The sequence below is a fragment of the Tunicatimonas pelagia genome, from assembly GCF_030506325.1.
Classification (GTDB): domain Bacteria; phylum Bacteroidota; class Bacteroidia; order Cytophagales; family Cyclobacteriaceae; genus Tunicatimonas; species Tunicatimonas pelagia.
Window position 1 is genome coordinate 446,452 of the sequence record NZ_CP120683.1, and the last position, 14,485, is coordinate 460,936.

The window sequence follows — 14,485 nt, forward strand, 5'->3', positions numbered from 1 at the left end:
ATGCGCCCCACCCCACCCAAATTTCTTCTCCGCTTCTTCCGCTGGTTTTGCCACCCGGATTTACACAAGTATATCGAAGGCGACCTGCTGGAGCTGTACGAAGAACGGGTGAAGACATCAGGAAGACGAAAAGCCAATATCAAGTTTGCCTTGGATGTCTTGTTGCTTTTCCGGCTCAGTATTATCCGACCGTTTACACAACATCAATCTATAATTCATACGGCTATGCTTAAAAGCTATTTTACCATTGCCTTTCGTAACCTAGCGAAAAGAAAATTTTACGCGGGTATCAACATTCTAGGATTATCTATCGGGCTTACCTCCTGCCTACTGATCGTCCTATACATTCACCACGAGCTGAGCTACGATACTATGCATACCAAGGCCGACCGAATTTACCGGGTCGGATTGAAAAGTTTAGAAGCAGGAGATATAGTTACTACTGCCCCGTTAGCATTTACCGCGGTAGAGGAGTTACCAGAAGTAGAAAGTGCCACTCATATCTGTCATTTTCTCAGTACCCAGACGATCCGCTATGATGAAATCACCATTGTTGAGGAGAAGATTTACTTTGCTGATTCTACCTTTTTTGATGTCTTTAGTTTTAAACTTCTAGCAGGCGACCCCACCACCGCCCTGACTGAACCTAATACCTTGGTTATTACCGAAGAGATGGCTCATAAATACTTTGAAGACGAGCCCGCTCTAGGTAATATCTTACTCGTAGGTGACGGAAAGATACCACATAAGGTAACTGGGGTGGTAGAAAACCTCCCTTCAAACGTGCACTTCCACTTCAATATGCTACGACCGATGGCTTCGCTAGCATTAAGCCGAGTTGATGATTGGTTCAGCAATAGCTTTGTTACCTATCTTTTGTTGCACGAAGGTGCTCCTCCCGAATCAATAGAAGCTAAGTTTCCGGGACTAGTGAAAAAATACGTAGGGCCGGCATTAGAGCGATACTTGGGAGTTTCTTTAGAAACATTTGCTGAACAACAGGGTATTCAGTATGGCTACTTTCTACAACCACTGTTGGACATTCATCTACACTCTAATCTGAGGCAAGAGTTAGAACCCAACGGCGATATTACCTACGTATATATTTTCGGTGCTATCGCCTTTTTCATTATTCTGCTGGCCTGCATCAACTTTATGAACCTAGCTACCGCCCGTGCGGCTAATCGGGCGAAGGAAGTAGGAGTACGCAAAACACTGGGATCATTACGCTCCAGTTTGGTGGGACAATTTATGACCGAATCGGTCGTATTGAGCCTAATAGCTACTAGCTTAGCTGTAGTGGCTACTAATCTATTACTTCCTTCTTTTGGCAATATTGCTGGTAGAGAAATATCATCTGCTCTTTTCACCCAACCCTGGTTCCTACTTAGCTTACTAGGATTGATGCTAGTCGTAGGAATGCTGGCGGGCAGTTACCCCGCATTTTATCTCTCATCTTTCCGTCCGGTAGAAGTGCTCAAGGGAAAGCTGAAAGCCGGTGCACGAAGTAGTGGAATTCGGAATACGCTGGTGGTGTTTCAGTTCTTTGTTTCCATTACACTGATTATCTGTACATTACTAGTATATCGGCAATTGGAATACGCTCAAGCAAAAAACTTAGGGCTTACTAAAGAGAACGTACTGATCGTGTATGGAGCGCAACGTCTGACCGGTAACCAGCAAGCAGCTTTCAGACTAGCTTTATTAGATAAATCGCAAATAGTGAATGCCAGTGTTTCTAACAGAATTCCACCGGGCACAATTAGTACAACGATTTTCAGAAAAGCTACTACCGAAGAAGATGCTATCTTGCGTATATATGAGGTTGACTATGACTATCTACCTACGATGCAAATTGAACTGCTGGAAGGCAGAAATTTCTCCCAAGACTTCTCCACTGATACCACAGCTATTCTGCTTAATGAAGCCGCCGCCAAGTCATTTGGCTCGAAGAATCTATTGAATGAAGAAGTGGTGCATACCGGTTCGGGTAGAACTTATCGAGTAATCGGAATAGTTAAGGACTTTAACTTCGAGAGCTTACGAAATGAAATACAGCCTTTGGCTTTAACCCTCACTACCCGAGGTTCTTATCTTTCGGCCCGAATTAGCGGTAAAGATGTATCAGCCACGGTGGAACAAATAGAAAGCCTGTGGGAACAGTATGCTCCGGATCAACCCTTTCAGTACGCTTTTCTGGACGATAACTACGACGCTTTGTTCCGAGCCGAGCAGCGATTGGGCAAAGTGTTTTCTATTTTCACCGGACTGGCTATCGCCGTGGCTTGTCTGGGACTGCTCGGGTTGGCTACGTTTATGGCTGAGCAGCGCACTAAAGAGGTTGGTATCCGCAAAGTGATGGGTGCTTCAGAAAGTCATCTTATCCTGCTACTATCGAAAGATTTTACCAAACTGGTCGTAATTGCCTTCGGCATTGCCACTCCCGTCGCGTATCTCATCGTGCAAAAGTGGTTAGAAGGATTCGCGTATCACACCGACATTGCCCCCTTGATTTTCGTACTATCCGGAACCGGCGCTTTACTCATTGCCTGGCTTACTGTGAGTTGGCAATCGGTCAAAGCCGCCCTCGCCAACCCCGTAGACTCCCTCAGAAATGAATAATAAGCCTTCGCCACCAAAACTACTCCTTCGTTTCTTTCGCTGGTTCTGCCACCCAGAGTTGCATAGATTTATTGAGGGGGATCTGCTAGAGCTGTACGAAGAGCGGATGGAAGCATCAGGAAGACGAAAAGCGAATATCCAGTTTGCTCTGGATGTATTGCTGCTTTTTAGGCCAGGAATTATCCGACCAGTACAACAACCTTACCTCTTAAATTATACCGCTATGTTTAAAAGCTATTTCAAAATTAGTTGGCGAAATATGCTTGCTCACAAACTATACTCAGCTATCAAGACCGGAGGACTAGCCATCGGCATTGCTGCATGTTTGTTAATCACTTTATTCATCAAGAATGAGCTTAGCTACGACATGCATTATCCCGATAGTGATCGCATCTACCGAGTACTATTCGAGTACAGCTATCACGGAGAGCATGGTTTCGGGGTAGCTACCCAAGCCCCTTTAGCAGCAAAGTTAACCAGTGACTTCCCCGAAGTAGAAATAGCCGGACGGCTCAACCCCTACTCTTTCATGGGGGCGGGGGGTAAGGAAGTTCGCTTCGAGAACCAGCAGAGTAGTCGGTATGAAGAGCATACAGCCTATGCTGATCCAGAGTTATTAAAAGTACTTCAACCTGTGATGGTGGAGGGCAACCTTCATCGCGCACTTTCCAAGCCTGCTACCGTAGTGATTACAAAGAGTAAAGCTAATCTCTATTTTCCGGGAGAAAGTGCCTTGGGGAAAGTACTCATTTTCAACGAAGACAACAAACATCCTTACACGATAGACGGGGTCATAGAGGACTTTCCTGAGAACAGTCACCTGAATTTTGACTTTTTACTAACGCTGAGCGAACAGGAATTTTGGAAAGAAGAGCAACAGTCTTGGCTCAACACCAACTATTTTACCTATGTAAAGATAGCTCCCGGAACGAATGTAGTTCAACTCGAATCTAAGCTAGCTACCATCCTGCTAGATTATTGCACTCCCGCAATTTCAGCAGTTCTGGAGATAGAACCGGAGTCTATCCAAGAAAACTTTAAATTTCACCTTCAACCAATCCGAGACGTTCATCTCAATTCTACGCATACCGATGATATGCTAGCTAGCGGAGACATCAAGCTGGTATGGTTATTTGGAGCTATTGCTTTCTTCATTCTGTCTCTGGCGAGCATTAACTTTATTAATTTATCCACCGCTAAATCTGCAAACCGAGCGAAGGAAGTAGGCTTGAGAAAAACGCTGGGTTCACTTCGTAGTAACTTAGTTCAACAGTTCTTGGCCGAATCAGTTCTCTTTAGCATGATTGGGTTCCTGGTAGGCGTACTACTAGCTTGGCTACTCCTACCCTACTTTAATTCGCTAGCAGCGAAGTCGCTCATTTTTCCCTGGAAGCAGATATGGTTTGTTCCGAGCATATTTTTGGTTGCGTTGCTCTTAGGAGTGTCTTCGGGACTCTATCCGGCTTTTTATCTATCTGCTTTCAAACCAGCTAAAATACTAAAGGGCAGTATGCGACAAGGCAGTGGAAATGCTAAGCTGAGAAATGGCTTGGTAGTATTTCAGTTCGGCATCACCATCGTACTACTAATCGGCACCTTAGTGGTAAACCAACAAATGAATTTCATTCTCAATGCCAGTATTGGGTTTGAGAAAGATCAAGTTATCCTGTTGCAAGGGGTTCAAACATTGGGCAACAAAGTAGCAACGCTAAAGACTGAACTACTAAAGCTTCCGGATATAGAGCGAGTATCGGTGAGCGATTACCTCCCAATTACCGGCCCGGAAGTAAAACGAAATGGGACAAGCTTTTGGAAAGAAGGACAAAAAGGAGAAATCCAAGCGATGGGGCAATTATGGCAGGTAGACGAAGATTACGTGGGAGCGATGGGGATGAACATTTTGAAGGGTAAGGACTTCTCTCGAAATAAAGGTTTTAATCGGGAAAAAGCAATCATCAATGAAACACTCGCTCAAAAGTTAGGATTGGATAATCCAATCGGCCAACTGATTGAGAAGAACGGCGGAGACGGGGGCAACAAAGTTGAAATAATTGGAGTAGTAGAAGATTTTAATTTTCAATCTTTTAAGGAAAATATTGGTGGGTTATGTCTGATAATTGGAAATAGCCCATCGATAGCTTCACTAAAAGTACGCACTGGAAATGTGTCTCACCTGCTTCCGGCTATCGAAGAAATCTGGAATCAGTTGTCTCCCACCCAACCTATTCGGTATGATTTTCTCGATGAGCGGTTTGCGGTGATGTATGGCAATATCCAACAAATGGAGCGGGTGTTTTTTACTTTTGCTCTCTTAGCCGTCATAGTCGCCTGTTCGGGTTTATTTGCTCTGGCTGCATTTATGGCCGAGCAGCGTAGCAAAGAGATGAGTATTCGTAAAGTGCTAGGAGCCTCAGTTAGTAGTATTTACTTCTCATTGACATGGGGCTTCCTGAAGCTAGTGCTTTTTGCTCTAATAATCGCATTCCCCATCGCCTGGTATATAATGCAACAGTGGCTAACTGACTTTGCCTATCGGATTGAGTTGGCTTGGTGGTTTTTTGGTGCAGCCGCTTTCGCGGTCATTGGAATAACACTATTAACGATCAGCTCACAAGCTCTGAAGTTATCCTTTGCCAACCCTGTAGACTCCCTCAGAAATGAATAGCAACCCTTCACCACCGAAACTACTCCTTCGTTTCTTCCGCTGGTTCTGCCACCCGGATTTACATAAGTATATCGAAGGCGATCTGCTGGAGCTATACAAAGAGTGGGTGAAGGAAAAAGGGAGACGGACTGCTAATATCAAGTTCGCTTGGGACGTACTGCTGCTCTTCCGACCAGGAATTATTAAACCACTAAAAAGAGATCAACCCTTGAATCATACGGCTATGTTACAACACAACTTACTACTTACTTTCCGCAACTTCCGTCGCTACAAAAGCACCTTTTTTATTAATCTAATTGGTCTGTCTTCCGGTTTGGCTTGTGCTCTGCTCATTTTCTTATGGGTGCAGGACGAACTAAACGTAGATAAGTTTCATGCCAAAGACGATCGACTCTATCAGGTAATGGAGAAGCAGCGCGGCGATGAAGGTATTTACACTTCCTTTCAAACTAGAGGGCCGGTAGCTGATTTGTTGCGGGAGGAAATGCCTCAGATAGAATATGTGGCCGCCGTCGGTCCCGTTTCCTGGGCTGATCATGGCCGTCTCGCGCTTTCTGTAGGTGAGAAAGCCGTACTAGCAGCGGGACAGTATGTTGGTAAAGATTACTTCAATATCTTTTCTTATGAACTGCTTATCGGCAGTAAAGATCAGGTGCTGGCTGACAAAAATTCTATTGTGCTTTCCGAAGAGCTAGCTACCCGGCTCTTTGATTCGGCTCAGGAGGCGGTTGGCAAGTCGGTAGAATTTCAGCAGGAACGAGAATTTATTGTTTCGGGTATTTTCAAAGGAACCCCCGCCCGTTCTTCCGTACAATTTGACTTCGCGCTGTCTTTTGAAGCCCTGAAAGATGAAAAACCCTGGGTAGATGAGTGGGGAAGCAGTGGCCCGTTAGTTTTTGCTATTCTGAGAGAGGGAGCCGATGTTGAACAATTTAACAACGAACTGGAATCTCTGCTGAAAGAAAAGTTTGGCCACGATATCAATCGTACGATACTGCTCCAGCGCTATTCGGATAACTACCTGTACGGTTCGTATGAAAATGGCGTACGAGTTGGGGGTCGGATAGAGTACGTTAGATTATTCTCAGTCGTGGCGATCATCATTCTGCTTATTGCCAGTATCAACTTTGTAAATTTAGCTACCGCCCGGGCATCGAGAAGGCTAAAAGAAATTGGTATAAAAAAGGTAGTCGGTTCCGGACGAAAGAACCTGATTTTTCAGTACATCGGTGAATCCGTTCTAATCAGTTTCTTTTCACTGGCGGTTGCTATCTTGTTAGTAGCTCTTGCCTTACCGGCGTTCAACGAAATTACCGGAAAGCAATTTACGCTAGGTTTTGATGGCCCCCTTATTTTATCCGCCCTTATCATCACGTTCGCTACGGGCGTAGTAGCGGGTCTTTATCCGGCACTGTACCTTTCGGGCTTCAAACCAATTACCATACTGAAGGGGAAGCTAACTCCGTCTTCCGAAGGGGCTTGGGCGCGGAAGGGATTGGTCATATTTCAGTTTACCCTTTCTATTATTCTGATGGTCAGCGTCTGGGTAGTAAACCGGCAAATTGCTTTTGTTCAAAATCAGCACTTGGGTTACGATAAAGATAATGTAGTCTACTTTCCAATTACCGGAAGACTAAAAGGGAACGAAGAAACTTTTCTAACAGAAATGAAGAAAATACCCGGTGTTCTTAACGCATCTAGTACCGGACACCGCATTGTGGGGCACAACTGGTCGGTTGGAAGCATCAGTTGGGCGGGGAAAAGTCAGGATGACGAGACGCAATTTCAGGTGGTAACCGCTAACTATAACTTGCTAGAAACATTAGGCATAGAAGTAAAACAGGGGCGTTCTTTCTCTCAGACTTTCGGGGCCGAAACCACGAAAATCATATTTAACGAAACCGCTATTGAAGCGATGGGGCTTTCGTCCCCAATCGGTAGTACGGTAGAATTTTTCGGCGAAAAGGAAATTATTGGGGTAGTCAACGACTTTCACTTCGAGTCTTTACACGAAGAAATAAAGCCGCTATGTTTTGTCATACAGCCTAATTCTGAAAACAGGATCATGGCTAAACTACAGTCAGGAAGGGAAAAAGAAACACTAGCCGAACTTCAAAACCTTTACAGTAGCTACAATCCGGGGTTCGTGTTGGATTATCGCTTCCTGAATGACAACTATCAGGCGTTATACGAAGCTGAGCAACGAGTCTCAACCTTATCCGAATATTTTGCCGGTATCGCCATCCTCATTTCTTGTCTGGGATTATTTGGATTAGCCACGTTTACCGCTGAGCGGCGAGTAAAAGAAATCGGTATCCGCAAGGTGTTAGGGTCTAGCGACTTCGGCATTGTTCGTTTACTATCCGGCGATTTTACTAAGATGGTGCTAGTAGCCATTGTTATTGCGTTACCCATCAGCTACGTTATTGCCCGGCAGTGGCTGCAAGATTTTGCCTTCAGCATTGAGCTGGAATGGTGGTACTTCGCCGGAGCTGGACTGGTAGCCTTACTCATCGCCTGGTTAAGTGTAGGCTTCCAAACAATCAAAGCCGCCCAGATGAACCCCGTAGATTCCCTCAGAAATGAATAAACAACCTTCACCACCCAAATATATACTTCGTTTTTTCCGCTGGTTCTGTCACCCAGAGTTGCATAGATATATTGAAGGGGATCTGCTGGAACTGTACGAAGAGCGGATAAAAGCATCAGGAAGACGAAAAGCCAACATCAAGTTTGCCCTAGATGTTTTGCTGCTATTTCGTCCCAGTATCATAAAATCAGTGAGTGCCTCTTACCAACCTAATCACTACAGTATGTTTAAGAATTATTTTAAAACTTCCTACCGCAATATGGTGCGGAGCAAGCTATTCACGACCATCAATGTGGTGGGGCTGGCCGTTAGCATGTCGGTCGGCTTATTGATGGTTGCCTTCATTTCCGACTTACTATCCTATGATAATTTTCATAAGAAAAAAGACCGAATCTACCGGGTGATTACCACGAACCAACCGGATAACGGACCCGCTATGAACCTGGCATCTACCTCAATAAAGGCCGGATATCAAATACGGGAAACCATATCAAACGTGGACACATTGACAATACTCCGCCGGGGGTTTAGTGGTGATGCCGCGGTGGGCGATCATACAGTGCCCTTGCAGGCATTATGGGCCGATCATTCATTTTTCAACGTGTTCACCTATCCCCTACTACAGGGTGATCCCGCCACGGCACTAGCCGAACCTTATTCGTTAGTGTTGACCGAGCCGGCGGCGGAAAAACTATTCGGAAGAACAGATGTGGTGGGGCAGTCGGTGACATTTGACACGGTTAACTATCTGGTTACGGGGGTGGTGCCCGCTACGCCCAAACTCTCTCATCTTCAATTCGAGGCGTTAGTATCATTTGCTACCTTTGAGCTTCAAAATCAGCAGGCCGATGAGGATGCTACTGGGTGGGAAAACATTTTCATGAATCATGTTTACCTCCTACTACCCCAAGGTCAGAGCCGTCAAGCTCTACAGGCCAGCCTGGATCAATTGAGTGACGCTGAAAATACCGCGATCCAAAACCGGAGGTTCATGCTCTCCCTACAACCATTAAGTAAAATTTCCATTGGGAGTACCTTAACGAATGAAATAGGCAAATCGGTGAATAATATCGCCTTGTGGGTACTGCTCGGGCTGACATTTGTCGTAATCCTCTCCGCTTGTTTCAACTACGCCAATCTCTCTATGGCCAGAGCTTTAAAGCGTTCTCGGGAGGTAGGTATCCGAAAAGTAGTGGGGGCTAGAAAAAGCCAGGTAATTAGTCAGTTTCTCACTGAGGCAGTCATGGTTTCAGTATTGGCACTGGTTGGCTCTTTTGGATTGTTCTTGCTGTTAAAACAACAGTTTACTGCTTTACACTCCTATATCGACAAACATGTAGTCCTTGACCTCTCCCCTACCTTACTATTGTCGTTTGGCCTGTTAGCAGTAGTTATCGGTATGATGGCCGGGGTGTTACCCGCTGTATTTTTTTCTCAAATAAAAGTACTACACGTGCTGAAGGGGCTTCCGGCATTTCGGGCGTTCCGACGGGTTACAATGCGTAAATCGCTGATCGTCACGCAGTATACTTTTTCACTTATGTTTATTACTGCTACCATAATCGGCTATCATCAATACCAAAATTTTTTGGCTTTTGACCTGGGCTTCAACACTGAAAACGTGTTGAACATTGATTTGCAGGGCAACCAGGCGGAACTTCTTACGCAAAAGCTTGCCGCACTACCAGCCGTAAGCGAAATTTCACAATCCGCCCTGGTGAGCAGTCTGGGCAGTGCGTGGAGTACCCATTTAAAATATCAAGATCCCAACGACTCTACGAGTGTGTGGCAAAACTTTGTGGATGAGCATTATTTACCGCTTCATGCCTATTCTATGGTAGCAGGCAAAAATTTCACATCTAATCAACAGAGCCAAGCTATCGTCAATGAGAAGTTGCTGCAACGCTTTGGAATTGGGGAAAATGATCCTTCTCAGGCATTGGGCGAAGTGATAACCTTGGATGGTGAAGAGACAGAAATTGTAGGGGTCGTAAAAGACTTTCATTACGAAACGTTGGAAGATGCGATAAAGCCCGTGGTTTTTCGTTACTCTTCCGATCCTGGCCGATACCTTAACGTAAAAATTTCAGCTACCAACTGGCCGGAAACGTTAGAAAACATTGAACGAGCCTGGAAGGAGCTAGATCCGGTTCATCCGTTAAACGCAAAGTTGTATGATGACCAACTAGCACACAGCTATAGTCCCTACGTAATGATGGTAAAGGTGATTGGCTTTCTGGCGTTCTTAGCCGTACTCATTTCTTCCATAGGATTGTTCGGAATGGTAGTGTTTACTACCGAGACTAAACGTAAGGAAATCAGCATCCGTAAAGTGTTGGGTGCTGGTGAGGGCAGTTTAATGTATTTATTAAGCAAAAGCTTTTTCAACTTACTAATCATTTCGGCTCTTATTGCCCTACCTATCACCTACCTGTTTTTCGATCAAGTAGTGCTCTCTAATGTAGCTTACCATTCGCCGATTGGGTTAAAGGAGCTATTGACTGGTCTGGTGGGAGTATTGACAATAGCACTGTTAATGATTGGCTCCCAAACAATAAGAGCAGTTCGGGTAAACCCTGCTAAAACCCTGAGTGAGGAATAGCAGGAGATGATAAGTTTGTGAGTATTAATTCTGGCTAAAGGGCATTCTTTGGAGTGGTATTACTATGAATGAAAGACAAAGGTGGGCTTACAGGATAGACCACGCAACGCCAGTAAAACAATCAAATTAGTTAAGGCTCAGGTATCTACTGCTCACTTCTCTAAGAAATTTACGTATGCGGTTGATCCTCATCATTATCAGCTTTCTATTAAGTACCAATACGGCCGTTTATGCTCAAGATAGGTACGAATACATTGACATTCATACTATGCGCGATCAACCAATTGTGAAAGGTACCATCAACGGCAAGGAAGCTTTCTTTTTGCTAGATACTGGAGCGGATGTAAGCCTGATTCACATTAATGACGCTAAACGTTACGGTTTTTCCTACCATACCCGACACTCCAGGCAAGGGTTTCGTGTCACCGGATTGGGAGCAAGTGTCAAGGGGTTAGTAGGAGTGTACGGTATGAATTTAGAGATAGGTTCCCAGAAAATTATTGACGATTATATTGCGGTAGACTTATCCAATATCATCCGTACTTTGCATACCGGCTCAACCGTGAGAATTAGCGGTATCATTGGCTGCAAAGCACTCCGACTGCATGGTTTCGTAATTGACTATCACCATAAGAAGGTCAAAATGAAGTTACCCTCCTCCAAATAATTAGGCTGGAATAGCGAAAGACGTAGTATTAACTACTCACTTCGCAGTGCCTTGGCTGGATTCGCTCGAGCCGCTTGAAGTACTTGAGTAACTACGAATGCTAGTGCGAAGATCAGAGCAGCTAAGCTAGTAAGCGGAAATATCCACCAGTGAATGTCAGTACGAACGGTGTACCATTCTGGATACTAATTTATGATCCACCGAGCAAAAGATAGTAAAATGGCGTTGTATTTGATGTAGTTTTGGTGTAATATTGAAACTATGTCACGATTAAGTATATCTTTTACAAAACCCAATGACGACTGGCTGAACGCGCAAGTAGATAGCCAAGAGTATAAATCTAAAAGCGATGTGGTGAATGACCTCATTCGCCAAGCTCGCCGCGAACAGGAACAAATTGAAATTATTCGCTCCAAGTTAATCAGAGCCGAGCAGCGCGGTTTCACTGATCAAACGCCTGAGCAAATCCGAGAAGAAGTTCGAAAAGAACTGCGGATCGATGGCATCTTATAAGCTAACTGAAGAAGCAAGAGACGATCTTCGGGATATTTATCGCTATGGTGTCACCCAGCATGGGCAAACCCAAGCCGATGAATATTATGATGGTCTGATGGACAAATTCCAATATATCGCCGAAAATCCTAATTTCTATCAGGCGGTTGATTATATTCGTAAAACCTACCGCCGTTGTGTTTACGGTGAGCACAGTATTTTTTATCGTATAATAGGTAACGATGTTGAAATTATGACGATCATTCGTGCTCAAAACTTACCAGATAAGCTCCAGTAGAGTAAGGGGCTTTGCCTATCGCAGGCTTCACCGTCTTAGATGTAATGACTTACGGTTTCTTCGGCGCACAGGCATCGAGATTGAAGAAACAGAGCTACTTTTCTTACAGCATTTTGTTCTTCCTGAAATGCAGATCGCTTAAAAGAAACTGAAACTATACTAGCTACAGCAACTCAAGCTATTCACTTCGCAATGCTTTAGCGGGATTAGTACGAGCGGCCCGAAGTGCTTGAGTAACTACGAATGCTAGTGCGAAGATCAGAGCAGCTAAGCCAGTAAGCGGAAATATCCACCAGTGGATGTCAGTACGAACGGTGTACCGCTCAAGATATTGGCTTAAGGCCCACCAAGCTATTGGGGCGGAGATCACGAAGGCGATAATCACTAGGCGAGAGAAGTCTCTCGACATCAGTGATATAATGCTAGTCACCGAAGCCCCCAGCACCTTCCGGATTCCGATTTCCTTCGTGCGCTGCTCGGCAGTATACGAGGCTAGTCCGAATAAGCCTAAACCGGTAATAACTAATGCCAATACCGTAAATAAATTGGCTAAACTTTTCGTCAGATTGATGATAGTGTACTTCTTCTGGAATTCTACGTCGGCAAATTCGTACTTAAACGGATACGCAGGGTTGTGCTTGTTAAAAATATCTTCAACCTGGGTCAGGGCTCCGGGAAGATTATTCGTTTTATCAAGCCGTAGGGAGTAGCCCCCACCCCAGTCACCCATAAGTATCATCATGGGTTCTATTGGCTGATGGGGAGATCCCATTAGTACATCATCTACAATACCGATGAGTGTTCTCTTCTCTCCGCCAAATTCAAGCTGGGTTCCGATAGGGTCATCGAGTTGCATAATATCCGCCCCGGCTTTATTCACCAGAATAGCGGCAGTATCACTAGCGAAGTCTTCCGAAAAATCCCGGCCTTCCAGCACATCAATGCCCATTGTTTTGGTATAGTCGTAGCCCGCTACAATAGTGGAGAAAATTACCCGTTGTTCTTCGGGTTTTCCGGGCCAACCCAGAAAGTTGTTAGAGTACACATCGGTAATTGGACTGTTAGAGCGGGTCATACTAGTGACTAACCCCGACTGTAATAATTCGTTTTTCAGCACTTCGTAGTTCTTTTTCAGATCATCGGTTCCCTCTACAAAAATGAGGTTCTCCTGGCTGTACCCAAGTTCACGGTTTTGCACCAGACGTATTTGCTGGTAAATGACCACGGCTCCGATAATTAGTAAAATTGAGAAACCAAACTGAAGAGTTACTAGCACTTTGCGTGGAGTACTGGCTCCTTTTCCGGCCTTTATCGTGCCTTTTAGCACCCGAGCCGGTTGAAACGATGACAAATATAACGCTGGGTAGCTACCGGCAATAAGCCCGGTGAACAACACTACTACTAAACTCGCTATCCAAAATTGCCAAGTAGAAAAATTGATAAAAAGCTCTTTATCCACTAGATTATTGTAAAATGGCAAAGCCAGTTCCGTAAAAAGTATCGCAATCAGAAACGCTAATAATGAGATGAAGATTGCTTCACCCATAAACTGTAGAATCAACTCCCGCCGATGCGAACCCACACTTTTACGGATGCCCACCTCCCGAGCGCGTCCTTCTGAGCGGGCGGTAGCCAGATTCATAAAATTGATGCAGGCAATCACCAAGATAAAAATAGCAATTGCGGTGAATAGCTGCACATATTCTATCATTCCCCCTTCTTCTTTGCCATCCTCGAAGTTAGAATGAAGTCGCCAGCGAGCCAGTGGATATAAAAACAGCTCCCGCTTAAAGTCCATATTACCATTTTCGTGTACAATATCGCGGATACTATTCTCTACCTCAGCCTGATGAGTAGGATCGGTTAGCTCGGCGTATACTTGCCAAGAGTGGTTGTCCCAGTTTTCCTCATGATAGCGTTTAACATAATCGAAAGTAGCGTTTAGTTTCCAGGGCAATAAGAAGTCAAATTCAAAAGAGGAGTTACTAGGAATGTCCTCTAATACTCCCATTACCTGCAACTCGTGTTTATCATCTACCCGCACCACTTTTCCTATTGGATCCTCTTTATCAAATAATGCCTTAGCAGCGGACTCAGTAATGACAATAGACGAAGGATCATCAAGCAGTGTACCGCGTTCGCCACCCTGCACCAACGGAAATTCAAACATCTCTAAAAATTCTTCGCTAACAAAGAAGCCTTCTTTAACTATGGCATCTTCACCAACCGCAAGTAAGTGGTTACCACCCCAATTCGAGACAGCCACTCGCTCAATGTGGCTATTGGCACTTTTAAGGGCTTCGTAGGTAGGTAACGGGAGTGCTACTTGGGAGCCAATATCCTCATCCCACTGGGCTTGTAACCAAACCTGGTACAGGCGGTCAGCTTTTGGATGAAAAGAGTCGTACGATGTTTCGTCTTGCACCCACAGCAAAATCAGAATGCTACAGGTAAGCCCAATAGCCAGACCAAAAATGTTGATGAACGAATAAACCTTGTTCTTAAACAGGTTACGGATGGCAATTCGGAGGTAGTTCTTGAACATAGCT

General features: G+C 44.7%; 8 protein-coding genes. 7 read left to right on the plus strand and 1 reads right to left on the minus strand.

All coding sequences use genetic code 11. From position 1 onward, the window contains the following. From P0M28_RS01815 to P0M28_RS01845, 7 genes are all read left to right on the plus strand, one after another. Complete coding sequence (locus tag P0M28_RS01815) at nt 1-2,622, plus strand: ABC transporter permease (protein WP_302207709.1); 2,622 nt, start codon at nt 1-3, stop codon at nt 2,620-2,622. After that, nucleotides 2,615-5,287 (plus strand): ABC transporter permease, encoded by a 2,673-nt coding sequence (locus P0M28_RS01820; RefSeq protein ID WP_302207710.1) that lies wholly within the window; start codon nt 2,615-2,617, stop codon nt 5,285-5,287. The genes P0M28_RS01815 and P0M28_RS01820 overlap by 8 nt, the downstream gene beginning before the upstream one ends. Further along, nucleotides 5,280-7,877, plus strand: a complete 2,598-nt coding sequence (locus P0M28_RS01825) for an ABC transporter permease (RefSeq protein WP_302207711.1) — start codon at nt 5,280-5,282, stop codon at nt 7,875-7,877. Before P0M28_RS01820 ends, P0M28_RS01825 begins: the two co-directional genes overlap by 8 nt. Beyond that, nucleotides 7,870-10,479 (plus strand): ABC transporter permease, encoded by a 2,610-nt coding sequence (locus P0M28_RS01830; RefSeq protein ID WP_302207712.1) that lies wholly within the window; start codon nt 7,870-7,872, stop codon nt 10,477-10,479. The genes P0M28_RS01825 and P0M28_RS01830 overlap by 8 nt, the downstream gene beginning before the upstream one ends. Before the next feature lie 175 nt (nt 10,480-10,654). Next, nucleotides 10,655-11,146, plus strand: coding sequence for a retropepsin-like aspartic protease (locus P0M28_RS01835; RefSeq protein ID WP_302207713.1), 492 nt, complete (start codon nt 10,655-10,657; stop codon nt 11,144-11,146). 261 nt (nt 11,147-11,407) lie between these two features. Beyond that, entirely contained in the window at nt 11,408-11,659 is a 252-nt protein-coding gene (locus tag P0M28_RS01840; protein ID WP_302207714.1) for a ribbon-helix-helix domain-containing protein, read from the plus strand. Continuing rightward, nucleotides 11,646-11,936, plus strand: coding sequence for a type II toxin-antitoxin system RelE/ParE family toxin (locus tag P0M28_RS01845; protein WP_302207715.1), 291 nt, complete (start codon nt 11,646-11,648; stop codon nt 11,934-11,936). Before P0M28_RS01840 ends, P0M28_RS01845 begins: the two co-directional genes overlap by 14 nt. 178 nt (nt 11,937-12,114) lie before the next feature. On the opposite strand, the gene P0M28_RS01850 is transcribed toward P0M28_RS01845, so the two are convergent. Beyond that, nucleotides 12,115-14,481, minus strand: a complete 2,367-nt coding sequence (locus tag P0M28_RS01850) for an ABC transporter permease (protein ID WP_302207716.1) — start codon at nt 14,479-14,481, stop codon at nt 12,115-12,117. Between the last annotated feature and the right edge of the window lie 4 nt (nt 14,482-14,485).

Coding starts and splice junctions, on each gene's coding strand:
- P0M28_RS01815 (WP_302207709.1), top strand. CDS start 1: ATGCGCCCCACCCCACCCAAATTTCTTCTCCGCTTCTTCCGCTGGTTT.
- P0M28_RS01820 (WP_302207710.1), top strand. CDS start 2,615: ATGAATAATAAGCCTTCGCCACCAAAACTACTCCTTCGTTTCTTTCGC.
- P0M28_RS01825 (WP_302207711.1), top strand. CDS start 5,280: ATGAATAGCAACCCTTCACCACCGAAACTACTCCTTCGTTTCTTCCGC.
- P0M28_RS01830 (WP_302207712.1), top strand. CDS start 7,870: ATGAATAAACAACCTTCACCACCCAAATATATACTTCGTTTTTTCCGC.
- P0M28_RS01835 (WP_302207713.1), top strand. CDS start 10,655: ATGCGGTTGATCCTCATCATTATCAGCTTTCTATTAAGTACCAATACG.
- P0M28_RS01840 (WP_302207714.1), top strand. CDS start 11,408: ATGTCACGATTAAGTATATCTTTTACAAAACCCAATGACGACTGGCTG.
- P0M28_RS01845 (WP_302207715.1), top strand. CDS start 11,646: ATGGCATCTTATAAGCTAACTGAAGAAGCAAGAGACGATCTTCGGGAT.
- P0M28_RS01850 (WP_302207716.1), bottom strand. CDS start 14,481: ATGTTCAAGAACTACCTCCGAATTGCCATCCGTAACCTGTTTAAGAAC.